Annotated in this window: 19 protein-coding genes; 6 read left to right on the top strand and 13 right to left on the bottom strand. The window is 43.5% G+C overall.

The features are described 5' to 3' along the window. The first annotated feature begins 307 nt into the window (after nt 1-307). On the top strand, nt 308-556 hold the full coding sequence (locus tag JNN12_14620; GenBank protein MBL7979570.1) for a hypothetical protein: 249 nt from the start codon (nt 308-310) through the stop codon (nt 554-556). Here the strand turns inward: JNN12_14620 and JNN12_14615 are convergent. Next, nucleotides 553-966, bottom strand: a complete 414-nt coding sequence (locus tag JNN12_14615; protein ID MBL7979569.1) for a hypothetical protein — start codon at nt 964-966, stop codon at nt 553-555. The genes JNN12_14620 and JNN12_14615 overlap by 4 nt on opposite strands. A gap of 331 nt (nt 967-1,297) precedes the next feature. Between JNN12_14615 and JNN12_14610 the strand changes: the two genes are divergently transcribed. Then, nucleotides 1,298-3,751, top strand: coding sequence for a TonB-dependent receptor (locus tag JNN12_14610; protein MBL7979568.1), 2,454 nt, complete (start codon nt 1,298-1,300; stop codon nt 3,749-3,751). A gap of 96 nt (nt 3,752-3,847) precedes the next feature. On the opposite strand, the gene JNN12_14605 is transcribed toward JNN12_14610, so the two are convergent. After that, nucleotides 3,848-4,267 (bottom strand): hypothetical protein, encoded by a 420-nt coding sequence (locus JNN12_14605; GenBank protein MBL7979567.1) that lies wholly within the window; start codon nt 4,265-4,267, stop codon nt 3,848-3,850. Nucleotides 4,268-4,430: 163 nt separating this feature from the next. Between JNN12_14605 and JNN12_14600 the strand changes: the two genes are divergently transcribed. Both JNN12_14600 and JNN12_14595 read left to right on the top strand, forming a co-directional pair. Then, nucleotides 4,431-5,795 (top strand): peptidoglycan DD-metalloendopeptidase family protein, encoded by a 1,365-nt coding sequence (locus tag JNN12_14600; protein MBL7979566.1) that lies wholly within the window; start codon nt 4,431-4,433, stop codon nt 5,793-5,795. Nucleotides 5,796-5,901: 106 nt separating this feature from the next. Then, complete coding sequence (locus tag JNN12_14595) at nt 5,902-6,216, top strand: hypothetical protein (protein MBL7979565.1); 315 nt, start codon at nt 5,902-5,904, stop codon at nt 6,214-6,216. 281 nt (nt 6,217-6,497) lie between these two features. Here JNN12_14595 and JNN12_14590 read toward each other — a convergent pair whose 3' ends face one another. From JNN12_14590 to JNN12_14580, 3 genes are all read right to left on the bottom strand, one after another. After that, entirely contained in the window at nt 6,498-7,997 is a 1,500-nt protein-coding gene (locus JNN12_14590; GenBank protein MBL7979564.1) for a cysteine--tRNA ligase, read from the bottom strand. A 194-nt stretch (nt 7,998-8,191) separates the two neighbouring features. Then, nucleotides 8,192-8,551 carry a P-II family nitrogen regulator gene (locus tag JNN12_14585; protein ID MBL7979563.1) on the bottom strand — a complete coding sequence of 120 codons (360 nt, stop codon included), beginning with the start codon at nt 8,549-8,551 and terminating at the stop codon, nt 8,192-8,194. A 61-nt stretch (nt 8,552-8,612) separates the two neighbouring features. After that, nucleotides 8,613-10,034: an ammonium transporter gene (locus JNN12_14580; GenBank protein MBL7979562.1), complete on the bottom strand. Its 1,422-nt coding sequence runs from the start codon at nt 10,032-10,034 to the stop codon at nt 8,613-8,615. 323 nt (nt 10,035-10,357) lie between these two features. On the opposite strand from JNN12_14580, the gene JNN12_14575 reads away from it, so the two are divergent. Continuing rightward, the gene (locus JNN12_14575; GenBank protein MBL7979561.1) at nt 10,358-12,013 is read left to right on the top strand and encodes a T9SS type A sorting domain-containing protein; all 1,656 of its coding nucleotides are present in this window, start codon (nt 10,358-10,360) and stop codon (nt 12,011-12,013) included. Nucleotides 12,014-12,333: 320 nt separating this feature from the next. On the opposite strand, the gene JNN12_14570 is transcribed toward JNN12_14575, so the two are convergent. The 3 genes from JNN12_14570 to JNN12_14560 are packed head-to-tail and all read right to left on the bottom strand — an operon-like array spanning nt 12,334 to nt 14,338. Beyond that, a complete protein-coding gene (locus JNN12_14570; GenBank protein ID MBL7979560.1) occupies nt 12,334-12,948 on the bottom strand; it encodes a hypothetical protein in 615 nt (204 codons plus the stop codon). Nucleotides 12,949-12,961: 13 nt separating this feature from the next. Then, nucleotides 12,962-13,987, bottom strand: coding sequence for an ACR3 family arsenite efflux transporter (gene arsB / locus JNN12_14565; protein ID MBL7979559.1), 1,026 nt, complete (start codon nt 13,985-13,987; stop codon nt 12,962-12,964). 39 nt (nt 13,988-14,026) lie between these two features. Further along, nucleotides 14,027-14,338: a winged helix-turn-helix transcriptional regulator gene (locus JNN12_14560; GenBank protein MBL7979558.1), complete on the bottom strand. Its 312-nt coding sequence runs from the start codon at nt 14,336-14,338 to the stop codon at nt 14,027-14,029. Nucleotides 14,339-14,554: 216 nt separating this feature from the next. Between JNN12_14560 and JNN12_14555 the strand changes: the two genes are divergently transcribed. Then, nucleotides 14,555-15,124 (top strand): GNAT family N-acetyltransferase, encoded by a 570-nt coding sequence (locus JNN12_14555; GenBank protein ID MBL7979557.1) that lies wholly within the window; start codon nt 14,555-14,557, stop codon nt 15,122-15,124. Here JNN12_14555 and JNN12_14550 read toward each other — a convergent pair. The 5 genes from JNN12_14550 to JNN12_14530 form a co-directional block, all read right to left on the bottom strand. After that, complete coding sequence (locus JNN12_14550) at nt 15,121-15,549, bottom strand: hypothetical protein (protein ID MBL7979556.1); 429 nt, start codon at nt 15,547-15,549, stop codon at nt 15,121-15,123. The genes JNN12_14555 and JNN12_14550 overlap by 4 nt on opposite strands. A gap of 552 nt (nt 15,550-16,101) precedes the next feature. Continuing rightward, entirely contained in the window at nt 16,102-17,505 is a 1,404-nt protein-coding gene (locus tag JNN12_14545) for an inorganic phosphate transporter (GenBank protein ID MBL7979555.1), read from the bottom strand. Between the two features lie 119 nt (nt 17,506-17,624). Beyond that, entirely contained in the window at nt 17,625-21,038 is a 3,414-nt protein-coding gene (gene mfd, locus JNN12_14540) for a transcription-repair coupling factor (protein ID MBL7979554.1), read from the bottom strand. A 103-nt stretch (nt 21,039-21,141) separates the two neighbouring features. After that, a complete protein-coding gene (murQ, locus tag JNN12_14535) occupies nt 21,142-22,056 on the bottom strand; it encodes an N-acetylmuramic acid 6-phosphate etherase (protein MBL7979553.1) in 915 nt (304 codons plus the stop codon). Between the two features lie 62 nt (nt 22,057-22,118). After that, entirely contained in the window at nt 22,119-24,830 is a 2,712-nt protein-coding gene (locus tag JNN12_14530; protein ID MBL7979552.1) for a CHAT domain-containing protein, read from the bottom strand. Nucleotides 24,831-25,019 lie beyond the last annotated feature (189 nt).

Genomic DNA, 25,019 nt, shown 5'->3' with positions numbered 1-25,019 from the left:
GGCAACGCTGACGAAATGCGTGGCTCTTGCCATTTCGATAGCCATGTTCCAGTTCTGCACGCTGTTTTGCGCTTAAATTGATCTCTAATTTTCTACCCATGTATTTTTAGGGGTATTAAAATAGTAGTCAATTATTTTATTACCGTACTTATATGACTTTTTTATATAATTTCTTAATGTGTTTTGGAGCATAAATTTACCCTACATATTTTTGAATCATGCTCCCTATTACCATCCTAACTTTTATAATAAAAAAGCTGTGGTTGGTGAAAAATTTAGCGTTTTGTATGGTTTTAATACGGATATCATGAGTGATTGTGTTTTTAAACAAACGCCCCACCTGCGATTAGAAATCTCGGACGAGACGGTTGTGAAGTCACTTTTACCACCCATAGACCCTAAAAAAACACAAGAAGAGCGTTCTTATCGTTCACATCCGCTTGTGGCACGGCGTCCGGGAAAAGCAGAACTTTACCTACATTATACCAAACTTTATCCACGCAAGTACCACATTGGCCGCGTTTGGGTGAGCGAGAAACCGCCCGAGAAGCCTTAGTATGGCCCAAAGGAAGGCGTGGTGAGATAGGTTGCCCGTACTTCTAGGCGGTTGTTACTATGCGATAGAATTTGCCATTGTTGGATTGTGTTTTGTTCCGGGAATTCCGAATAGGTGACGATCAATTTATCGGGTTTGGATAATTGCCAAGTCCCCTTTAGTTTGTAATAGACCAAGGGCGGGGTTCCACAAAAACCAAACGTGTTCATCTCCATTTTCCCATTGCCCTTAAAAGTAATCCACCATGCGTCTTCTTTTGGGGTGGTCTTTTCATAAACCAGCCGATATTCGTCTGCCTCCACGATTTTCCACGTCCCAATAAAAGGGGCGCTTTCTTCGTGTGTATCAAACATAGAGCAGCCAGTAAGGGGCATAAGAACCACAAACAACAAGTATATCCACTTTTTCATTTCAGTACGGGTTATGGAGTAGGATTTGTTTTATTACCCTGCTGTGAGTACCCATACCCAACGCCTCCTTCACATCCTTCATCTCCAATTCAAGAAACGGTGTAACCATTTCCCCGTCTTTCCCGTAGTTAAAACCCGTTGCCAAACCAACTGCGCTCTTTTAACCGTGTAACACACGTCCTCCACTGTCCCCTATGCAGTTATCAGGCGTTTGTCTTCCACCCTACTTGGCTTAGCGCTTCCTTATTTGCAACATGGCCCATCCTCGGTTTTTGTCGGGGACACGTTTTTTACGTGCTTTTTATTGAAACCAAACCAATACACACAGAAAATGAACCTCCATCGTATTGCATCCCTCGTTTTATGGTGTTTTCTTATAACACCCGTTTTTGCCCAGAATCAATCCTCTGTACGTGGGAAAATTCTGGATCCAGAAGGCAAGGCCATGCCGTTTGCCACCGTTATGCTCATGCGTAGTGCGGATAAGGCTTTTGTAAAAGGGGCCCTTACCGATACCGCAGGGGTTTATCTGTTACCCAAGGTCGCTGCCGGGCAATATTATGTATCCGCCTCGTTTGTGGGGACTAAAACAGCTACCTCCGAGCCGTTTATGGTTCAGGCTGGAGACGAGGTTCAGGTACCTCTCCTGCGCCTGCTTCCCGTCGAAAACAGTACGCAAGTAACCATCACAGGGCAACGCCCGCTCATACAGTTAGAGCCAGACCGCGTGACGATGAATGTGGAAGGAACCACGAATGCAACAGGCTCCAATGGTCTCGAATTGCTCCAGAAAGCACCAGGTGTAACCATTGATAACGACGATAACATTAGCCTTCAAGGCCGGAACAGTGTTAAAATCTATATTGATGGCCGCCCAACGCAGATGACGGGGAAAGACTTGGCCAACTTCCTCCGTTCCATGCAGTCCAGCAACGTAGATCGGATAGACCTCATCACCAATCCTTCGGCCCGTTACGATGCCTCTGGCAATGCGGGCATTATAGACATCCGGCTGAAGAAAAATACCGCTTGGGGAACGAACGGAACCTTTTCGACGGGTGGCGCACAAGGTCGAAATACACGGTATAACGGAAATATGACATTCAACAACCGTAGCGAGAAAACCAATATTTTTGGCTCGGTTGGGCATAATGGCGGCCCCAATGCCAACGACCAATTGATTTACCGCGTGCAAGCAGGTCAGATATATGACCAAACCTCTAAAACAGTGGCCGATTACAACAATACCAACCTAAAATTGGGATTGGACTACACCTTAGACAAGAAAAAAACTTTGGGGCTAATGGCCGACGGTAATTATGCGACTGGAACTTGGTCTTCCAATGGACGCACCCCAATCCTCAACTTAGACAATACCCCAAAAGAATTGCTTGTAGCTTCCAACCGCATTCCTGGTTCTCGGAGCAATTTTAACATAAACCTGAACTACCGATTTGCGGATACGCGGGCCAAAAAAGAGTTTAACCTGGATGCAGATCGCGGGGGTTTCCGGAATCGTGGTGATTCCTACCAACCCAACACCTACTACAATCCTGCTGAAACCACGATTCTACGCCAATTTATTTACAAAAACAGCACCCCGACTGATGTGGATATTTATACCCTCAAAGGGGATTATACCCAACCACTTGGGAAAGCAAAATTAGATTTAGGCTTTAAGGTGTCTTATGTTATAACGGATAATACGTTTACCTTCTGGGATGTGATCAATAATGTGGATGTAAAAAACTTAGACCGTAGTAATCAATTTACCTTTAAGGAAAACATCAATGCGGCCTATGTAAACTACGGCAAGCGCCTTACACCCAAAGTCAATCTGCAAGCTGGGTTACGCTTGGAACAAACCAATTCGGAAGGCCTACTTACCAGCGCCAAGCCACAAAACGATGACGAAGTAACCCGTAATTATTTAGATGTCTTCCCGTCGGCTTCGGTTAGCATGAACCTTAATCCAAAGAACATGCTCAATGTATCGGCCACTCGCCGGATAGACCGCCCGTCTTATCAACAACTGAATCCGTTCGAGAATAAACTCGATGAATTGACGTACCAAAAAGGAAATGCGTTCTTGAAACCTCAGTACACCAACAAACTAGATTTGGCGCACACCTATAAGTATAAATACACAACCACCTTTAGCTTTAGCCGTACCCGCGACTTCTTTACCCAGATTATGGACACAACCGAGACCAACCGGACGTTCATTACGCAGAAGAACTTGGCCAAACAAGAAGTGATGAGCCTGAATATTGGTGCCCCCCTTCAGATTAAAAAAGGTTGGAATGCCTACTTAAACGCTAATGTGAACCGTTCGTTTTATAAAGCCGATTTCGGGCAAGGAAAAATAATTGACCTGACGGCGATTGGTTATACCTTCTATGGACAATCCACCTATGCTTTGAGCAAGAACGCCACTGCGGAGGTTTCCGGTTTTTATAATGGCCCCTTTATCTGGGGTGGGACGTTTAAAAGCAAGCCTATGGGAGGCTTGGATGTGGGTGTCTCGCAAAAACTCTTTAATGACCGTGGAAGCCTGAAAGTGACCGTTTCGGATGTTTTGGGAACCTTACGTTTCAAAGGAAGCAGCACGTTTGGCGGTATCAACACCACCGTTGGCTCCAACTGGGAGGCGCGGCAGTTGCGGTTTACGTTCTCTTACCGTTTTGGCTCCAACGAAGTAAAAGGTAGCCGACAACGCAAAACTGGTTCCGAGGACGAGTCTCGCCGGAGTTCTGGCGGTGGCGGTGGCATCGGTAGCAAATAATCCGAAGGTGTAGCCAATTACAGCAAAGGCCGTTCTCTTTTTAAGTTCTAGAGAGAACGGCCTTTTTGATTTGTAAGTTCTGGTATGCGTTGACTTCTATTGTACTTCTTTCCATTTTTTCCTCAGTTTGCGCCAGAGGGCTTCTAAAGAAACGTATAAAATCAAAACCATCAACATCCATTGTAAGGCAAGTCGGGCCCATACTCCTCCCCCGCCAGCCCACAGCACTCCCATCAACAACAAGCTAAATACGATACCGAACGAAAACAACATCATGTCTTCCTGTTCCAGTTCTAACCACCGAGAAGCAATGATAAAAGCAGGTATGAGCGTCCCAAAAAGCGGTGGGGTGATAATCTCAAAGATGTTTTGGGGATTCCATGGACCACTTCGATGTAAATAATCGTAAACAAGGCCGCCTCCAAATATAAGTAGCCATAGGATGATTAGTGGAATGGTGATGGGTAAAAAATCTCGTTGAAACAACGACCTGTTTGTCTTGTGTTCTGTAGTCATAGGTAGGTATTACAAAGGAAGAGACTCAAAATTAAGAAACCAGAAGGCCCAAGTACAAAAAACGAGTCTGAAAATATATTTATTTTGAATGCCAATCTTCTTTCGCACGCTTTTTGAGGGGTATATTGGGTGTTTGTGATCCATTAACCCATGTTTTATTTGTATGCGTTCGTTGCCACTGCTCATTTTAATATTATTGCCACACCTTCTTTCTGCGCAAGATGGTGGCGGAAGCCTCTCATTGCCCGAAGATCACTTGACGTCCGGTGATTATTTAAGGATTCACGCCGATTTGGCGAACCAAACCTACCTCCTTGCCCAGCAAGGACTTCTTCTACAAAAAACCGAAGCGGTGAGTTTTGGATGGCCGATACGTACGGCAGCGCACATCGCGGATCCGGCTCTTTATGGCATCTCCAATTTTGTAGATCAAGATAAAACGACGGGCATCCGTGATTTTAATTGTGGCTCTCGAACGTATGATGGACATAATGGAACTGATATTTTTCTGTGGCCTTTTCAATGGCTGGCCATGGACCAAAATAGTGTAGAAGTGGTTGCCGCTGCACCGGGTGTTATCTTGCAAAAAGTGGACGGTAACTATGACAGAAGATGTGACTGGACCACCGACCCCAATTGGAATGCAGTCTTTATTCGTCATGCCGATGGGTCCACCACATGGTATGGTCACCTTAAACGGGGTTCACTTACCTCAAAAGCCATTGGCCAAAGCGTGGCACAAGGAGAATATCTTGGTTTGGTTGGTAGCTCTGGCAAGTCCACCGGACCGCATCTACACTTTGAAGTATATGATCCTGCGGGGAAACTAATAGACCCTTATGCTGGAAGTTGTAATTCACTCAATACTTCCTCTTGGTGGTCAGAAAATAAGACCTACTACGACTCTGGCATTAATGCACTACGACTACATAGCAAACCACCCGTGTTTAACACCTGCCCAACACCGGAATCTACCTTTGACAAAACAGTTTTTACACCGGGATCACAACTAATTACAGCCGCATACTTCCGTGATCAGCAAGCTGGCCAAAGTGTGAGTTATCGCCTTATTCAGCCTAATGGCAACACGTGGCTTAGTTGGTCACAAACCATGAATACGTATTATCCGGCTTCTTATTGGTATTGGACCTATTCACTTCCGGCATCTCCGACAGGAACATGGCGATTTGAGGCTATCTATCAGGGGAAAACCGTTTCTAAAACTTTTACGCTATCAGCAATTGCCTCAACCGACAATGAAATGCCGGATCAGTCTTATGTTTCTATGCTATATCCAAGCCCCTTTACTTCAAAAATCAGCATAGACCTCCATCTGAATAAGTCTCAGAAAGTAAATGCCATTTTGTACAATACACTGGGGCAATCCATTAAAACAGTATTTGATGGGGTTCTTCCTGCCACTGGTATGGTACATTGGGAGATAGATACATCAGGCTTGCCACATGGCATGTATTTTGTTCAGGTTCAGGGTGAAGATTTCACGATAACACGAAGTGCCGTGAAGTGATATTGGCGGAATTCAGTCGTATCTACAGAGTGCTGCCAAAGGAATAACCTATTTTGCGGTTTCAATTTCAATATCGTTCCTTATTTTCCTATTGATTGTGTGTTGCATGAGTAAACGAACACCTATCCAGAAAACAAAACTTCGGTTAATTATTTTTCAGGCATTGTATGCAATTGGCCTTCCCTTTTGGCCACAGGCCGTTGGGCTTTCTCGACGCGCATTCATGGATGGCCCATCCTTAGATGCCTTTATGTATGTATTGCCTATTTGGCCTTATCCATTTATTTTTATTGGGTGTTCGTTGGGCGCATGGTATTATTTGCGGCAAGGTGAACTTCGTAAGGCCAAGTTCCTAAATATCATACCACTACCTTTTTCACTCGCCATGTGGACAATGCTTCCTTTATTGGGTGTGTTTTAACGCACAAAAGAAGTTGCTCCTATAGGATAAACAACAATTTCGTGGATCTTAGGGTAACCGAAACCGTATTGCGATCATGATTAAACACGATGTTCTTTTCAAAGACTCCTCCAGTTCTCGGACGGGCACGAACGGCCAGAAGTGGACATGCTCGTTGAGGTCACAGCCCGTGTATCCCATTGCCATTTTATTTTCGACACCCTGCTACGCCCATATAATTGGCTGTGCGCATTGAGACGTGGTATGGTTTCGCTTCCGTAACGTTCGCTAGAGCCGAAGTTTCAGGATAGCTTCTTAGTTACCTTGCTTCCTTCTTTAGTAGTCCTGACTTCGAATCCTTTTTCGAGTAAATCTGCACGGATCGCATCCGCACGTGCAAAATCTTTTTGACTACGAGCAGCGTCTATAAGTTGCGCAAGTGCTTGGGCTGCTTCCATATCAGCGTCGGTTGTGTCATCGGTTTCGTTTGAGGTTGGGTCACGGCGAATAAATCCCAATAGGGCATTAACTTTTTGAAACCAATTTGAAGCTTGTTTAGCGGCTTCCCTTCCCATTCCAGACAGCGCGCCTTGAACCATTTTCTGACCCGCGTGGGCCTTTGCAAGGGCTTCGGGTGTATTCAGGTTTTGGGTCATTGCCAAAAGAATTGCATCATAGTTTTCATTCAACCGTTTACCCAGAAAGTCTGTCCCGTTTGGTTTGTCGGAGTGCAGTATTTCTTCTACGAGGCTCCAAGCGTCTTGGTAGCGGCGAACGATTTTGGCCGCGTCTTTCAGGTTCTGAATCGTAAAATTAAAAGGTTTCCCATAATGGCCAGAAAGCAAAGCAAGCCGTAAAGCAAGTGGGTCAAACCCTTTTCCACCCTCTGTATCTGGTGCTACTAAGTCCTTTACCCTATAAAAATTGCCTAAAGACTTAGACATTTTCTGGCCTTCAACTTGCAAAAAGCGGGTGTGTACCCAATAATTTGCAAAGGGTTTTCCAGTTAGTGCCTCTGATTGTGCAATTTCGCATTCGTGATGAGGGAACGCAAGGTCTTCGCCGCCACCGTGAATGTCAAATGTTTCCCCCAGATACTTCATTGCCATTACCGAACATTCTAAGTGCCATCCGGGAAATCCCCACCCCCATGGAGAAAACCATTGCATCAGGTGTTTATCATCTTTTTTCCACAACGCAAAATCTCTGGGATCCCGTTTGTTAGTGTCTTTTACGACATCCCGTACCCCCTCTTCCAATGCATCTGCACGGGTATTGCCAGAAAGTTGACCGTATGCCTTAAAACTCGGTACCGAAAAATAGACGGCATCTGGTGTTTCGTAAGCATGTCCAGTTTTAATAAGTGATTGAATTGCTTCAATTTGTTCTCGCATGTGCTCGGTTGCACGTGGGCGGACAAAGGGCTTTCGGAGGTTAAGTTGCTGCCATTCTTCTACAAAAGCATCGGTATAGAACCGTGCGAGGTCCCAGACATTTGCAAAGAGTTCACCTTCCTTCGACCGAAGGGCTTTGGCCATTTTATCTTCGCCTATGGCATCCGCATGGTCATCATCGGTAAGGTGGCCAACATCTGTAATATTGGTCACATAAGTGACTTGCCAACCGAGTGCTTCTGCCGTCCGAACAACGAGGTCTGCCGTCAGGAATGTTCGAAAGTTCCCAATATGTGCATAAGAATAGACGGTGGGGCCACAAGAGTAAAACCTTAAATGCCCAGACTCTATCAATTTAATGGATTGTTCTTTTCTGGTCAGGCTATTATATAAAATAAAATCTGGCATGTGAATTAGATGCAATTCAGAAATACAAAGGTATTATGTAAAGAAATTTCTTTTTTTGAGAAATTGTTCCAAATCTACTACATGTCTTGAGAAAATCCCCGAATTTCCCAGCAACCTCACATTATACCAAAAGAAAACAGGCAAATAACCGAATTGGTCATCTGCCTGTAAGCACACCAAGAACTATTGTTGCATTAGATAGAGAGCGGAACCGGTGTAACAGCCGCTGCATCTTCTTCCCCTGTTCGGATACGATAAACCTTATCTAGTGGGAGTACGAAGATTTTACCATCCCCAACTTCACCCGTTCGAGCCGCACTCATAATGGCCTCCACCGTTCGTTCCACAAAAGACTCCGATACGCCTATTTCTAGCCGAACTTTTTCGTTCAGTGTCATTTTTACGGTCGTTCCGCGATAGGTTTGAACGACCTCGGCTTCGGCACCATGGCCTTCTACCTTTGAGGTTGTAAAGCCGCGTACATCAATTTTATACAAGGCCCTAAGCACATCATTTAGCTTTTCAGGGCGGATCATGGCAACTATCAGTTTCATACAAGTACCTATTTATAAATTTGTTTAATCAGTACATACTTCGTTCACCATAGGTGATTATTTAGGTGAGTGCCGGACGAAATTCACGAACCGGCGCGGGAGCCTCAACTGACTGAAGTTCCGAGTCTAAAACCAGAATGGCTCCTTCGCCAGACGTATAGGCTTCCTCGCCATGCTGGGTAATGTCCATCCCCAATCCTTCTTCTTTTTCGTTGGGACGAATAGGTAAAACCAGCCCGACCAACTTCACCAATAGGTACGTCATAACGGCACTAAAGACAATCGCAACCAAGATTGCAACAAATTGGATGACCAACTGAGCAGGGTTGCCGTATAACAAACCGTCCAATCCAGCAGCATTAACCGATTTTTGAGCAAAAACACCCGTGAGAATGGCACCCGTAAATCCTCCAACTCCATGAGCAGCCAAAACATCCAAGGAATCATCTAATTTTGTTTTAGCCCGATACTCAATCGCAAAGTAGCAAGGGAAAGCTGCAATTAATCCAATAAGGATCGCATTAGAGGTGGACACAAATCCTGCAGCAGGTGTAATGGCTACCAAACCAACCACGATGGCTGTGGCAGTTCCAACGGCTGTGGCATGGCCCTTTTTAAAAATATCCAATAAGTTCCAGGCGACGAGTGTAGCCATTGGTGCAACAGCAGTATTGACAAAAGCAACAGCGGCCAATTCGCCCGAAGCCCATGCACTTCCAGCATTAAACCCGAACCAGCCAAGCCACAAGAGGGCAGCACCCAATAATACAAACGGGACATTATGCGGCAAGATTGCTTTTTTTGCATAGTCCTTCCTTGGACCAACCATCAGTGCTACCACTACTGCAGCAACCGCTGCATTGATATGAACCACCGTTCCACCAGCAAAATCTAAAGCAAAAAGACTGACAAAAGAGCCGCCCATCAAATCACCGATTTTTGCCATGATACCGCCACCCCAAACCCAGTGGGCCATAGGCGCATACACCAAAACGGCCCACAAGGTGATAAAAGCGATGTAAGCTGGAAACTTCATCCGCTCTACAACAGCGCCTGAAATAAGCGCGGCTGTAATAATTGCAAAAGTACCTTGATAAAGCGCGAATAGCAAATGCGGGATGGTAATTGCGCCTACGCCTAAACCCGTATTATCTGCCGCAGTGGTAACATTGTTGAAAAAGGCAAAGTTAAAGTCTCCAAGAAACAGGTTTCCTGCACCAAATGCCATTGTATAGCCAACCGCTATCCATGCGATCCCAACAAACCCCAAGGCCGAAAAACTCATGGACATGGTGTTGAGAACGTTCTTGGAACGAACCAAGCCGCCATAAAAAAAAGCAAGTGCAGGCGTCATCAGCAAAACCAATGCCGCAGATAACAGCATCCAAGCAGTGTCTCCACTGCTTATTTCCTGAGGATCTGCCCATGCCATATGGCTAAACACAAGAAACAGAGCAAGTGTTATGAATGTTTTACGCATCATTTTTTTGATTAAATAAATAAGGTTGATTGATATAATATCTTAATTAATTTAGAATCTACGACCTTAAATCTTGATTTGAAAGTACTCCAACACCTTACAAATTAAATAAAAGCGCTTTCATTTCCTAAATTTATTATTTCTTTACACTATCCAACCATATTAAATAAGAAATCTTATTTCGATAGCAATGAAACCCGTCTATGAATCGCATTCATCAGGTCGAAATGTTTCATTCATCTGTTGTCTCGCCTTATATTAAACGTCAACCCTCGATTTACTTTTAACGGATGCCTTGTCTCGTGAATTCACTCTACCGCATATCCATGCTGATAGCGATTTTTCTTTTATGCAGTATAGAAAGGTCGCAAGCGCAATTCACCGAAGTTGCCGAACCTATTTGGGTTCGGGAAGGACAAGAAGCGAATCTTTTTTATCAATGGCAGGGCAGAGAACCCATAGAGGGTTTTCAGCTATCTCTACCGCGTGGCCTACACCTTATAGAGGCCTTTGTGGTAGCTTGGGCAAACCCAACTCCACAGGCGATGCATATCCGTTATGCTGGTAAACAGGCATTTATCATCCCAAGGGCCACACTAAGAGGAGGTTGTACCCTCGTATTACGCGCCATTGCGGAACGTGAGGGACGTGATGTTATCGAAATAGTACCCATAAAAGGATACGACCCCAATAAATCCGCCTCGGCGGAAGTACTTCTACATGGGCTCTCTATCCGGAGAGAAGTACAAATTGCCCGCTCATTTACAAGTTCGAATGGAAAAGCTTTATATCTAACAAAACACCTTTCCAAGCCCTTAGAAATTCGACGAAATGCGTTGCCCTTACTACATCAGGATGATCCCTACTCTCTTTTTTGCTGGATAAAGACAGTTGGCTTAAATGTTGTTGTTTTAACTACGTGGAATGGCAAGGAGTCTTCTGCATATCCTTTAGAGATTCGGATTAATGCAATGGGGCACCTTCAGGCTTTCCGAGGCCAACCGGGTTATCATGAATCCCTTGTATCACGAAAACCAGTTGCCGACGGACAATGGCACCATATAGGCGTGGTTAATAATCCTCAAGCACGCAAAACCTATTTAGTTGTTAATGGGGTCTATGTGGATTCTCTTGTCCATCGTGTACAATTAAACACGTATAGTAATCGGCAAAATCTTATGATTGGCATGAGACCCGACGGAAGCCGAGGAGGCTCGTTCGAGGGACATCTCCAAGAATTGATGTTTTGGAACCGTGCCCGAAGTGCAGGTGCCATTCGAAGCACAATGCGCCAATCTATTCAATGGAGCAACGATGGGCTGTTTAAAATTACTTTTAATGAATCTGGGCGGGAGCCCTTCGCTTATTGGCCCCCAGAGGCAAGACTGGTCTCGTCCGACCTTCTTTTACGCTACCCCATTCAAGATCTTTCGGTTGTGCAGCGGGCATCCTCTGTTTTTTTAACGTGGCGTTCTCAACAAGATGACTCACGACTATTTGAGGTAGAGCGTTCCGATGATGGGCAATATTTTGAGAAAATCGCCGCTATTTCTGGAGATAAGGGAGTAGGATTTGAAGGTGGGAAAACATATAGTTTCAATGACCAAACCGCTCCCAACGAGGGCGTGTTGTATTACCGCGTAAAGCAATATTTTACTGATGGTGCAGAACGGTTCTCTGGTTTAGTCAAAGTGGGCCGCGGAGTTGGGGAAGCTTTGGCTGCGGAGCTGATCGGAAATTCGCCCAATCCATTTAATCCTCAAACCCGTATCAGCTATCAGTTACGCAAACCACAAACGGTGGAACTGACCGTTTGGAGTGTTGCAGGGAATCTGATTAGCACCTTGGTTGCCACCGAATACCAAGAGCCGGGGATATACTACGTAGATTTTAATGGGAGTGACTGGCCGAGTGGCACTTATCTGGTACGGCTTCAAACCGAAGCTGCAGCACAAGTTATCAAGATTGTATTGGCTAAGTAATGTACTTTTGATCGGTGCTTGACAGGGCCTCATATCACTATTCAAATTAAATGGTTGCAAAAAATATCATTACAAAGAAGCGATAAAAAAACAACCAAAATACACCTCTTAATGACTATTTACCTCATCTAAATTTAAGAAAAAAAATCATATACCATTATTTCTTGAATATTTCTTTTTTAATTAATAATATAAAATGGATATTTTACAATTAATTATTGATTAATATCTTTCATTTATTTACATTAGACACAACCTGCCTATAATATTTATAGGGCTTTCAGACGCGTTCTTATTTTCTTATTTAATGATGGAGCAAATTATTTAATTAAAGAAAAAACATACATCATTTCGGTTGCAATTTGCAGAAACCGAGCACTGTAAGTCTGGCTTTCTAAGGGTGTACCATCAGAGGATTTGGGGTCTTGATACGTGGTTCCAACCCTCAACTCCGCACCAAAAATTACAGGGCAATTCTGGTCTGCATCCGAGCAAGTCATGATAGCAGCAAAATCTTTAGGTGGATTGGAAGGGTGGTTATATACTTTTGAAAAACAGGTGGTAGTAGCATTTTCCCCAAAACGAACCAACCAGAGCGGGTTTTTTATATTTTGGTCTGCTGTGGTCACCTCAAATCCCAAATGATTAAGGGCTTGTATGGCATTTGAATGAAATGCTGTTGCCTCGGTTCCACCGGAAAAAACGCGCACGTTTTCGATGCCATAATAATAAGCAGCCACTGCCGCTGCAACTTGACCAAAATGACTGCGGCGAGAATTGTGGGTACAGATAAAAACGAGGTTAATAGGCAAACCTTGTTCCTTTTTGCCTTGAATATATGTGGATATTTTTTTAAGGATTTCTTTGCGACTTTCAGGAATGGCCTCAAATTTAAAAGCCAATTCTTGGAAAATAATTTGCACCTTTGAAAACATTATTATCTATGGTTTAATATTTATAGAATAATTTTTTACTTGTATTAACCAATAAAATTAATACTGGAACTTCTACCAAAGGACCAATGACGCCCACAAATGCTTGTGGTGAATGAATTCCAAAAACAGCAATCGAAACGGCAATAGCCAACTCAAAATTATTGCCTGTAGCTGTAAAAGAAATGGAAACATTTTTATCGTAAGGAACTCCCAAATATTTATTTAAAAAGAAACTAAAAAAGAACATCAATGCAAAATACATAATCATTGGGATAGCTATTTTAAATACATCAGAAGGTAATTCTATTATTTGATCTCCTTTAAGACTAAACATTAAGACAATAGTAAAAAGGAGAGCATATAAGGTAATGGGCGAAATTTTTGGTATAAACTTACGGCTATACCATTCTTTTCCTCTATATTTAATTAAAAAATAACGACTTAAAAACCCTGCAATAAACGGGATTCCTAAATATAGGAAAACACTTTCCGCAACGTCTTTTAGCGGAACAGAAATGCTAAATTGGCCCATACCCAATGTTGAAGGTAAGACATTAATGAAAAGCCAAGCATAAAAACTATAGGTAAAAACTTGAAAAATGCTATTTAGTGCAACCAATAAAGCGCCATACTCACGGCTTCCGCCTGCCAGATCGTTCCATACGATCACCATGGCAATACAACGGGCTAACCCAATTAGCATTAGACCTACCATATAATTTGGTTCATTTGATAAAAAAATAATGGCAAGAACAAACATTAATACCGGACCAATAATCCAATTTAATAATAAGGATAAAGACAATATCTTTTTATCTTTAAATGCAATAGGTAAGAGCGAATAATCTACTTTTGCTAAAGGCGGGTACATCATCAAAATCAATCCAATAGCGAGAAAGATATTGGTGCTTCCGATAGAGAAAGTGTTTGTAAAAATGGCAATTTCTGGAAAGAAGAATCCGAGCACAACACCAAGGGCCATGGCCAAAAATATCCAAAGTGTTAAATAGCGATCGAGGAATTTAAGTTTTGTTTTCATGATGATCCTGATGACTGCGGGGTATGTGATGGGGAAAACTCAGCAACATTCGGTGAACAATTCCTGAAACAACAACTTGGCTTCGTTCCAATTTTCTTTGTTTATGCAGTAACGAATTGTGGGTGGATTGATCGCCCCTTGAATTAAGCCCGCTTCCTTGAGCGCAGATAAGTGCTGCGAGACTGTGGAGTTTGCTATTGGCAATTGTTCCGAAAGGTCTCCCGCAAAGCAACTGCATTGGGTTTCTAAAAAGCGCAGGATAAAAACCCGTGCTGGATGCGCAAGCGCCTTGGCATAACGGGCTACTTTTTTATCAATAAGGGGGTAAGGTAATGCGGTTGTTTTTGACATAGATTTTGTATTTCGTAAAATAACGAAATACAAAATAAAACGTTACGAAGAGTGGCCTTGTTAAGTACGCAAAAACATTGCAAGAACACGAAGTGAAGTAACTTGCCATCGGTTGAAACTTGCAACCCGATTGGTTGTTAATTACGGACCTTAACAAAAGACAAAGCCTTTTATGAACAGAAGATACAGACCTGATGCCCTCAACCATCCACCTTTATGATTCATATACACCCCTTGAGTGACCGCTTTGTAGCGGAAATACAGTTTCATGCCAGTAATCCAAACGTGGCGGCGATGACCTATTTACCAGAGCCTTATCCCGAAAATGGAGCACAAACGTTTGTGGATTTATTTGTACCATTGCTTGAACAAGGGGTAGAATTTCCCTATATGATTTTGGAGAACGATCATTTTGTGGGTATGACGGGCATTACTCGGATAGATTTTGGTACCATGACGGGCGAAGTAGGATATTGGCTGGGTGAGTCATTCTGGGGTAAGGGGATAGCAAGCTACGCTTTAGCTTTGGCAACTGAAATGGGATTTACGGTTGTAGGGCTGGAAAAAATTGTAGGCATTGTCCTTTCCCGCCACCCCGCCTCGATGCGGGTATTAGAAAAAGTGAGATACATATGTACCGGAACCATCATCGAAGATGCCCCAAAATTTAAGGGGGAGACATCGGTGGTTTATGAAATGGAAAAAAACCGCTGGCAACAAGTGCGGCCAAAACATATCCGGCTACTGACGTTTCCCAAAAATGGCTTCAGCCTTGAAGAAGATTAAAACTGCTTTACACCCGACTTTAAAGCCCGCAATGCACCTACCCACCAATCGGCATCACGAGTGATTTCTCGAATAGTGACCTCCGAAAAACGTGGTAAGAGAGTGATCAAGAAGTCTGGAATTTTTTGCCATTGATCAGCCAGTACAAGTTGTGTCAACTCTTGTGCCGCAGTACGACTCCAACGCCATTTTTCACGCATGTCTTCGGCCTTTTTCCAATAGTTCCGGTCGTCCCAAGCCTGTACGCTCTCGTTAATGGTTTCATAAATGCCCCGAAGGTTAAACACCAAAAAAGCGGTCATATCTTTGGCTTCGTCATCGAAAGTTGGTTTGGAAGCAAGCAGCCGAATGACCTCGGCACAAGAGCGGATATGGTTTTGGCGCAGTTTTGCTGAATCGGTGCTACCAACACGTTTAAGGGCCATGTTTTTGGTTGCAAAATAAGGGGAAAATGAAAAAGGTCAAGGGCGTTTAAGGGTAAAAAATATGGTTCTCAGACAATTTATGAGATGCCCCCTTGCCTGCATAGACCGCGTCTTCGGAGCTGAGGCATCTCCTCTACGTAGCTTTTCAACAATAGGTGGCTTTGCGACAAAGAATATCTACCAACCTCGGAGCGGCTAATCCTAATGGTGCTTTTTCATCATTACGCATACTTCCTTCTGGCAAAGACCTACGCAAAGAGCCTTGTTGGTTGGCCGTCCAACGTAGCCTGTTCAAAAGATGAATTAAGTTGTGGACATTTTAGAACGGCGATATCCATTTATAATAGCGGTGATAGCACTTGCGCAAGAGGCTACTTTATAAAGAATGTCACACACCTAAAATTGATTGCGGTATTATGTAGTGATCACGATTTGGATTATCGCTTTTGGCTACCTCTTCAATCTAATCCTATAATTACTTTCTATGCTGGTCTTCAAGCAAAAAGCCCCAATTCAACAAAATGGGGCTTCACTATAAAAATTTATTTTTCTTTAGTTTACAAACAACGTGCTAAACAGCCAGAATAGACATCCTGCGAGAAGCATCGTTACGGGCAAGGTAAGTACCCATGCCGATAGAATGTTTCGGATGGTTCCAACTTGTAGGTTTCGTAGGCCACCATGTGCCACCATCGTTCCGGCAACCCCTGAAGATAAAACATGGGTGGTACTCACAGGAAGCCCTAAATAGGTGGCTGCAAAAATAGTACTAAAGGCCATAAGCTCGGCCGAAGCCCCTTGCGCATAAGTAAGATGCGTTTTCCCAATTCGTTCTCCGATGGTCACCACAATTCGCTTCCACCCAACCATTGTCCCAACGCCAAGAGAGAGTGAAATACCAAAAATCACCCAAAACGGCGCATAATCGGTGTAGGTTTTTAGTTCTTTCAAATCCGCTTTTATACTTCCAGCCGCCTGGCCCGAAAGGGTTATTTTTCCACTCTCAAATGCCTTTTCTAGGTCTTTACTGGTTTTTGTAATGTCTGCACGAACACGGACATGTTCTTTTTCTGGGATAAAGCCAGCAACCTTAGATTCTGCCAAAACCACTTTCAGATCGGAAATTTTGGCTTTAGATTTTTCCAACACTTTTTTGCCCTCGGCACCAGATACCGCCGCATCCGAAATAGCGGCCAGTTTTTGTTCCAATCGTTCAACCGTCGGTTGCATGGTCATCAGATTCTTTGAATGATCCAGTGCATAATGAGCAGGGATAATAAGAATGAGAATCAGCATCACCAAGCCCACCCCTTTTTGGCCGTCATTTGAGCCGTGTGACAAACTAACCCCTGTACATGTTGCAATCAAGACCAGCCGAATCCACATGGGGGGTGGATCTTCCGAGGCTTCTTCGGCGAATAGACGCGGGTCTTTAATCAATTTTTTCACCATAAAGACCAAGCCCATCGCACATATAAAGCCAAATAAGGGTGAAATTAATAGGGCCAACCCAGTTTCTTCCGCTTTTTTCCAGTTAACACCAGCCTCGTTCCCCATAAGCATAAAAGCAATCCCTACCCCTAAAATAGAACCAATGAGTGTATGCGAGCTAGAGGCTGGAATACCAAAATACCACGTCCCCAAATTCCAAATTATGGCTGATAGCAGCAGAGCCATCACCATTGCAATCCCTTCACCTGCATGGGTAGCTACCAAAGCCTCGGCCGGTAATAGGTTAATAATACCCATCGCAACCCCAATTCCACCGATAAATACGCCCGTAAAGTTACAGATGCCAGACCAAATTACAGCCGTCCATGGACGTAACGACTTGGTGTATATTACGGTTGCCACGGCATTGGCTGTGTCATGAAAGCCATTTACAAATTCAAAGGCAAAAGCACAGGCCAAACAAACCATGAGCAGAATGAACAAGGCAGGTTCTAATCCAAACATGTTTTTTTATTTTTCTGAAAAATAACAGTTTGGCAATTTACACCTAACCCCTTGGGCCAGTATTTTTATAATGTTAAGTTGCGCTTTATCTACATGTAGATTTGGATAATTAATTTTCGCTATAAAATCTTCCGGACAACCCTTACGGCCTCTTCCATATCTGGAATTTGTTGAATAATGATCCTTAACTTACCTTCGGTGTCTTTAAGTACATACCGATTACCTGTTTTAGCTACTTTTTCAAGAATATTTTTGAATATATTTTGATAAAAATAAACATCTTCATTAGGAGGCATGGTAAGGAAAAGTCTTTGGTTTTTGAATTGTACTTTGGGTAAACGCAGTGGTTCTACTTGTACTTTGAGTTCCATCACTGAAAGTAGGTTTTGCGCCTCTATCGGAATAGGTCCAAATCGGTCCTGCCATTCCTCTCGAATCTCGGACAACCGTTTTGCATCTTTACATTCACTCAACGCCCGATAAAGGTTAAGACGTTCCACCCGATCCTCTACATAATAATCCGGAATGTAGGCGTCCACGTCCAAATCAATGAGCGTTTCGGTTAATGGTTTAGGTGGCAGATTGCTTTGCTCAAAAAGATCACCAAATTCCTCCGCCTTAAGTTCCAGAATAGCCTCTTCTAGAATACGCTGATATGTTTCATATCCGACATCGGCAATAAAGCCACTTTGCTCGCCTCCCAAAAGGTCTCCGGCTCCGCGAATATCCAAATCGCGCATGGCAACATTTAACCCACTTCCCAACTCGGAGAATTGCTCGATCGCTTGAAGCCTTTGTTTGGCTTCTTTTGTCATGGATTTAATGTTTTGCACCAATAAGTAACAAAAGGCTTTCCGATTAGAACGCCCCACCCGACCTCTTAGCTGGTGTAGTTCTGCCAGACCAAATCGCTCTGCATGATTAATGATGATCGTATTCGCATTGGAAATATCCAAACCACTTTCGACAATATTGGTACTCACCAAGACCTCGTATTTCCGCTGCATGAAATCCATCATTTCTTTTTCCAGACGTTCACTATCCATTTGACCATGTGCGGTTTTTATGCGTACTCCCGGAACCAATTGGCGCAAGGTGGTTGCCATTTCCTCGATTGACTGCACCCGGTTATGAATAAAAAACACTTGTCCTCCTCGACCAGTCTCATATAGAATGGCATCTCGAATCAGGTTTTTATCAAAGCTATGGATTTCCGTTTGGATAGGCTGACGATTTGGCGGCGGTGTATTGATGTAGGACAAATCCCTGGCTCCCATTAACGAAAATTGGAGCGTTCGCGGAATGGGCGTTGCCGTAAGGGTTAGGGTATCCACGTTGGCCCGCATTTGACGTAAACGCTCCTTAACCGCCACTCCAAACCGTTGCTCCTCATCAATGACCAACAAACCTAACGCTGGAATATCCATACGCTTCGCAGCAATCCGATGTGTTCCAATAACAATATCCACCTTACGCTCTTTCAAACGTTTCAAGGTCTCTTTAATCTGGACTTCGGTCTGAAACCGAGACATCACTTCTACAGTCACCGGAAATTGCGCCAAGCGTTCTGTAAATGTTTTGTGGTGTTGGGCAGCAAGAATAGTGGTTGGTACCAAAACAGCCACTTGCTTACCATCTTGAACAGCCTTAAATGCTGCACGGACTGCTATTTCGGTCTTTCCAAATCCCACATCACCACATACCAAACGGTCCATAGGAATGCCCTTTTCCATATCTGCCCGCACTTCATCCCATGTTTTGGCTTGGTCTGGTGTGTCCTCAAACTCAAAAGAAGCTTCCAGTTCCCGAGACCAAACCGAGTCTGGCGTAAACCCAAAGCCTTTGGCTTTTTTGCGTTCCGCGTATAACTTTATTAAATCACGCGCAATGTCTTTAACTTTTTTCTTGGTGCTATTTCTAGTGCGTTCCCATTCTCCAGTACCTAATTTGGACAGTTTGGGCTGATGACCTTCTTTACCTGTATAGCGATGCAGTTTATAAAGAGCGTTTATGTTTACATACAAGACATCGCTATCCCTGAACACCAACCGAACCACCTCCTGCTGTTTACCCCGCACCTCAATTTTCTGAAGCCCCTCGTATTTTCCAATTCCATAATCAATATGCGTTACAAAGTCTCCAGGTGTCAGGTTTATCAATTCTCGGAGACTAAATCCGCCGTACCGCTGTTTTTGCTTCCTGACCGTTGGGCGATGATACCGATTAAAAATTTGATGATCGGTATAGAGTGCTACTCCAATCTCATTCCACTCAAACCCTTCTGCTAATGAAGCCAGCATAAACCGAAGCCCTTTTTTTTCGGTGGCCTCTTGTTCTTCCTCTTCTTCTATATGCCAACTTCTGGCATGATTCCGTTCCTGAGAACTATAAGGATCCAACAATTCCCTAAGCCGTATTTCCTGCCCTCGGCTATCACAGAGCAGAAGGGTTTGCCAACCTTTTTCGTGATTGGCTACTATTTTTTTACGCACAAAATGGATCTTGCCGTTAAAATCTGGCGGGGGCTGTGTCCTAAAAGCAATTTCAACACAGGGCTTATGTCCCAAGCCTATATAACTCCCATAATGAACTTGTCGAAAAGGTGTAATTTCTTCAACCAAATGATTGCCGTCTAAATACAGTTCTTCAGGAAGTAACAAATTTCCCTCCTCCCCTCCTTTTCTTTTGAATACTTCGGCGGCACGACCAAAAAGCTTATTTGCAACCTCTTCCACATGCAACAAATCCCGAATAAAGACAACAGCGTCTCTATGCAAATGTTTCAGCAAAGAGGTACGTGCACCTTTTTGAACTTGCCGAAGGTTCGGCACAATCGTTACTTGTGTTAAACGACTAACGGAACGTTGATTAGAGGGGTCAAACTCTCTGATGGTATCTAACTCATCTCCAAAAAACTCAAACCGAACCGGATAATTCCCCACATAAGAAAAGACATCTACAATCCCACCCCTTCGGGCAATTTCTCCTGGATGCTGTACATACGTTACCAACTCAAATCCTTGCTCTATCAGCAGTTCTACCAGCAACTCAGGCCCCAACATATCCCCTATTGCCAATGACATAGATGCTTTTTCGAAGACTTCTGGCAACGGAACCATCTCTGCGAGAGCGTCTGCGCTTGCAACCAATACGCCCTTAAACCCTTTGCTCAAACGTTGAAGCACTTCCGATCGTTGAACCATGCGTTGATTATCCGCCACCTGTTCCACGTCGTATGGGTGTTGATCTGTTGCGCCAAACAGCAATAAATGCGCTTCATTTTTGCTGCCCAAAATCTGCGATAAATCAGAATAGAGATATGAAGCCATCTCGTATGATGGCAATATACAGACCACAAGCGACTCTTTTCGCAAAACTGACGCCACCAAAAATGCATCCAACGATCCAGAAACGCCTTTTAGCAACAACGGCTGAGCCTCAAAAGCCCCCGAAACACCCAATAAGTGGGACTTGAGCTTTTCAACCTGTGAATTTGAATCAATTTTATCTAATAGCAGAGATAGGTTTTTCACAACGCTTACCCTTTAGAATGTTTCACGTGAAACACTGTTTAAACGAATGGCTTTACTTACAACGAACTTGTTTCACGTGAAACATTGGTCACAACATATTTATTTACTGAACCAACTTTCTGACAAAACCACCCGCTTCCAACAGCCTTGAACGTGCTTCACTGGCATCAATCTTATTCAAAATCATTACGATGGCCACCTTTACATGTCCATCGGCGGCCTCTAATGCGGCATGTGCTTCGTCGTAGGAGGCTTCGGTTGCAATCATAACAATACGTTTAGAGCGTTCAATTAGCTTCTCGTTTGTCATTTGAAGATCCACCATCATGTTCTTATATACCTTCCCGAGCCGAATCATCGCAGCGGTTGTGATCATGTTTAATACCAATTTTTGTGCGGTTCCAGACTTCATGCGCGTTGAACCCATCACCACTTCAGGCCCTACAACCGGACAAATCACCAAATCCAAAAAAGTATCTTCTGAATTCCCTGGATTAGTCGTCACCAGAATTGTCTTGGCGCCCACTTGATGTGCATATTCCAGTGCACCAAAAACAAAGGGTGTTCGGCCACTGGCGGCAATTCCACACACCACATCACGCCCTGAAACCGATCTATTACGCAATTCCTGCATTCCATCCTCAGGATCATCTTCAGCACCTTCTTTTGAGCGAAATACAGCATCAGGACCACCCGCAATGAAGGCATCAACCCATTCTGGCGGAACGCCATATGTAGGTGGACACTCAGAGGCATCCAAAATACCCAACCTGCCGCTTGTACCTGCTCCCACATAAATCAGCCGGCCACCCGAACGAAAGGCCATTTCCACCCACTCTACTGCACGGGCAATTTGTGGAATCTCGCGACGAACAGCTATTGGCACCAAATGGTCTTCCGTATTTATAATTTCGAGAATATTCCAAATAGACTCCATGTCAATGTTTTCAGAGGCAGGATTACGCTGTTCGGTCGTAAGGATTTGTAACGTTGAAAAGAGGGCTGGATTGGCGTTCATATACAAAATGTTTGTGGTTTACAACATCCTTTAAAACCTATTTATGGGTTAAAGATTCCGCTTTAAGCAAATCTCTTATTTTGATGCTGAAATTGCCACTGATAGAACAACAACAACAATATCAACAACAAAAAAGCAGCAACGTGCTGACGAGATAGTGCAGCAAAAACAGGTTTAAAAGAAAGCGGAGAAGAATCACCATACAAAAGCAGGGATGCCCAGTAATAAGGGCTTTTCTCTATACGACTCCCAGAATGTAGCAGGTGTAATTGGGCATTTCGCAAAGCCTGATCTTTCGGAAGGCCAGACTTAAGACCTCTATAAAACTTTTGCATCAAGTTAGGAAAAGCATTATCAGCTGCTGGCCAATTGGTTGCTAAAACACTTTTAACCCCCGCAGACCGCAAGGCATATTGCATCCCTGCAAATCCTTCTCCAGATAGCCGCTCCCCTACCCCAGAGTTACAACTGCTTAGGGTCACCAATTCCGTATGAAGTCGGTTATAAAAAAGCTCAAACAGAAAAAGTTTTCCATCATTGTTTCCAGATTTCCGCAACGACAAAAACGTATATAAGGGGTTTTCTGCATTCATAATGGTGTGGGATGCCAAATGCATTAAATAGCTCTTTGCCATATCTCGCTTAAAATTAAACTCCTTTGCCCCACCGTCTAAACCAATTTTCACCCACGGCAAAAGGCTGCCAATAGTCTTTACTTCTGGGTAAACACCAGGTAAAGGGGCAAGAAACTCTGCACTTCCAAACTGGCTCCGACCAAAAATCAGATTGTGGGAAAAGGAAGTAGGAGCATTCCGACGCTGAGATTGTCCTGTATAAAGAGTAACCGATAATTCCTGAGAGAATGAAAACCGGCGAACTAAAAAATCCGCATGACCATAGTCAAATCTATTTTTGGGTGGCTGAGCTACCAGCATAGAAAAAGGCAAGCGAACCAATACATCATCTTTAAACAGAACCACCCTTTGATACCCATTAATCACATTTTCTACAGGAGCAAAGAGCCCCTGATATAATTGATAGAGAGTCCGAAGATCGAAATGTATAGAGCGCTCTCTGGTACGATATAAGGAGTTTAGCAAGTTCCCCACCTCTTGTCCATGAACCCTAAGCGGAACAAAGTGAACAGATTCTGGAGTGACCACCACCACATATGATTGGATGGCCCTAAGAATTGTTGGATCGGTCTCTCGATCTAAGTAATAAAAGAGGGCCACCTGATGTTGCTCACGGAGTCTTGCCTGTAACTGCTTCAAAAAATCAGAGGAATACTGATCTCTTTTCATCTGCGTAAGGCTATGGCTGGATTTCCACAAACGATTCGCCTTAGACTGAAGTAATATCTGTTCTACATAAGTCTTTAACTCCGATATATGATTATGATTCCCTTGTTGTTTGTCATTCTTTGTAGCACTTGCACGAAGGAAGGCAATACGGCTTTCTATGGTACTTAACTCGCGCTGTTGACTCTGAGGTAGTCCTGCTACCCAGTTTGCGTATTCATTTAGATTTTCTAAAAAACGCCCCCGAGTGGCATCTAACCAATATAAAGCCTCTTCAAACCGCTTGGTCTGAATGAGTATCCGCACCAAACCTAAAAAACTAGCGTTTTCGTTACTCAAAAAATTGGTCTTACCAAAATCCGTAATACCCATATCCGCTCTTGCATTTTCAGCATCCAAAATGTACTGTCTATAAACAGCCTCCGCCTCTACAATCCGACCAGCCTGCTCAAGAGAAAATCCGTAACGATTTTGGATACGCGAAATCAGGTAACGACTATTGGTACTTGTTGCCAAATGAAGCGCTTTTTCAAAAAATAAAATCGCTTGCCTGATTTGGTTCTGTTGTTGGGAAAGCTGTCCCATTCGGTAATAAATAAATGCAAGTCTTTCTGTCTTTTGAACCCTAATTGCGATCTGACGCGCTTGTTCATAGGAAGAATAAGACAAATTAAATTCTTTCAAATAAGAATACAATTGACCAATACCAATGTAAACATTAATCAATTGATCATATTTATTATTTTTTTCCAACAAAATTATATCTTCTTTCAATGGCTGGATCAGTTTTCTTAGCTCTACATTTTCTTCCATGCTCCCTTCACTCAGATCCACCTTTTCCAAAATATAATTATCTACCATCACAGAATGAAGACGAGATTTCAAGGAGACGATTTCCGAAGGATTGCCCTTGTAATGGTTCAAGAGCTCCTGCGTGAGTGTCAAAAATTTTCGAGCATCTTTAGGATTGTTGCTGTTCTCCAAAACCAATGCCATACTCAGCGCGATTGCCGCCTGTTCGTAAGGAGAAGTAAGGGAGTCGAAACGAGAAAACGCTTGAGCATAATTCCATGCGGCCTCAAACTTAGACCTCCTCCAGGCGAGGTTTCCATTGAGGCGAAACCAAATAGCTTCTTCATTTCCAGACAGGTATGGAAGTGTTTTTTTTGCAAGATTCAAAAGATGGCTCACCTCGCCGTATCCTTTACCGCCCATTTGTGCCGCACGTATCCCCGTAATCAGTACCTTAAATTGTTCTGCCTTGGAGGTCTTGCAGAAATATAAATTTCGTGAGGTGGTAAATATGGTCTCTAAGCGGGTATTGTCCCAGAGTTCAAAATGGACGTTATAGAAAGGCTTCCAACGTAACTCTAAAGCAGCACACGATTCTTTTCCGGCTGCATGTATAAATTGAGGTAAGGCACAAAAAAGTAGTACGAAAAAAAATTCTCCGAAGAGGTTATGTTTAATCACGACTGTTTGTCTAATAAGTGGGTAGTTCTGCTGTAATAATATACCCAACATTCAGAAACAACAAAACCCATAAACAGATGGCAGATGAAGAAAAAAAAGAAGAATACCCAACAGGGGATGATGGCAGTGAGAGTACCACCCCTCCACCTGGACCAGAGGGTGATGGCGGTGGTAATACCACCCCTCCCC

Source organism: Bacteroidetes Order II. bacterium (assembly GCA_016788705.1).
In the GTDB taxonomy this organism is placed as follows: Bacteria; Bacteroidota; Rhodothermia; order Rhodothermales; family UBA2364; genus UBA2364.
This window is presented reverse-complemented; position numbering and strand designations above follow the sequence as displayed.

Excerpts from the sequence above, each read along its gene's own strand:
- murQ (MBL7979553.1), bottom strand. The coding sequence starts at position 22,056 with ATGAACGCCAATCCAGCCCTCTTTTCAACGTTACAAATCCTTACGACC.
- JNN12_14610 (MBL7979568.1), top strand. The coding sequence starts at position 1,298 with ATGAACCTCCATCGTATTGCATCCCTCGTTTTATGGTGTTTTCTTATA.
- JNN12_14560 (MBL7979558.1), bottom strand. The coding sequence starts at position 14,338 with ATGTCAAAAACAACCGCATTACCTTACCCCCTTATTGATAAAAAAGTA.
- JNN12_14605 (MBL7979567.1), bottom strand. The coding sequence starts at position 4,267 with ATGACTACAGAACACAAGACAAACAGGTCGTTGTTTCAACGAGATTTT.
- arsB (MBL7979559.1), bottom strand. The coding sequence starts at position 13,987 with ATGAAAACAAAACTTAAATTCCTCGATCGCTATTTAACACTTTGGATA.
- JNN12_14590 (MBL7979564.1), bottom strand. The coding sequence starts at position 7,997 with ATGCCAGATTTTATTTTATATAATAGCCTGACCAGAAAAGAACAATCC.
- JNN12_14575 (MBL7979561.1), top strand. The coding sequence starts at position 10,358 with ATGCTGATAGCGATTTTTCTTTTATGCAGTATAGAAAGGTCGCAAGCG.
- JNN12_14620 (MBL7979570.1), top strand. The coding sequence starts at position 308 with ATGAGTGATTGTGTTTTTAAACAAACGCCCCACCTGCGATTAGAAATC.
- JNN12_14580 (MBL7979562.1), bottom strand. The coding sequence starts at position 10,034 with ATGATGCGTAAAACATTCATAACACTTGCTCTGTTTCTTGTGTTTAGC.
- JNN12_14615 (MBL7979569.1), bottom strand. The coding sequence starts at position 966 with ATGAAAAAGTGGATATACTTGTTGTTTGTGGTTCTTATGCCCCTTACT.
- JNN12_14585 (MBL7979563.1), bottom strand. The coding sequence starts at position 8,551 with ATGAAACTGATAGTTGCCATGATCCGCCCTGAAAAGCTAAATGATGTG.
- JNN12_14600 (MBL7979566.1), top strand. The coding sequence starts at position 4,431 with ATGCGTTCGTTGCCACTGCTCATTTTAATATTATTGCCACACCTTCTT.
- JNN12_14595 (MBL7979565.1), top strand. The coding sequence starts at position 5,902 with ATGAGTAAACGAACACCTATCCAGAAAACAAAACTTCGGTTAATTATT.
- JNN12_14545 (MBL7979555.1), bottom strand. The coding sequence starts at position 17,505 with ATGTTTGGATTAGAACCTGCCTTGTTCATTCTGCTCATGGTTTGTTTG.
- JNN12_14570 (MBL7979560.1), bottom strand. The coding sequence starts at position 12,948 with ATGTTTTCAAAGGTGCAAATTATTTTCCAAGAATTGGCTTTTAAATTT.
- JNN12_14550 (MBL7979556.1), bottom strand. The coding sequence starts at position 15,549 with ATGGCCCTTAAACGTGTTGGTAGCACCGATTCAGCAAAACTGCGCCAA.
- JNN12_14555 (MBL7979557.1), top strand. The coding sequence starts at position 14,555 with ATGATTCATATACACCCCTTGAGTGACCGCTTTGTAGCGGAAATACAG.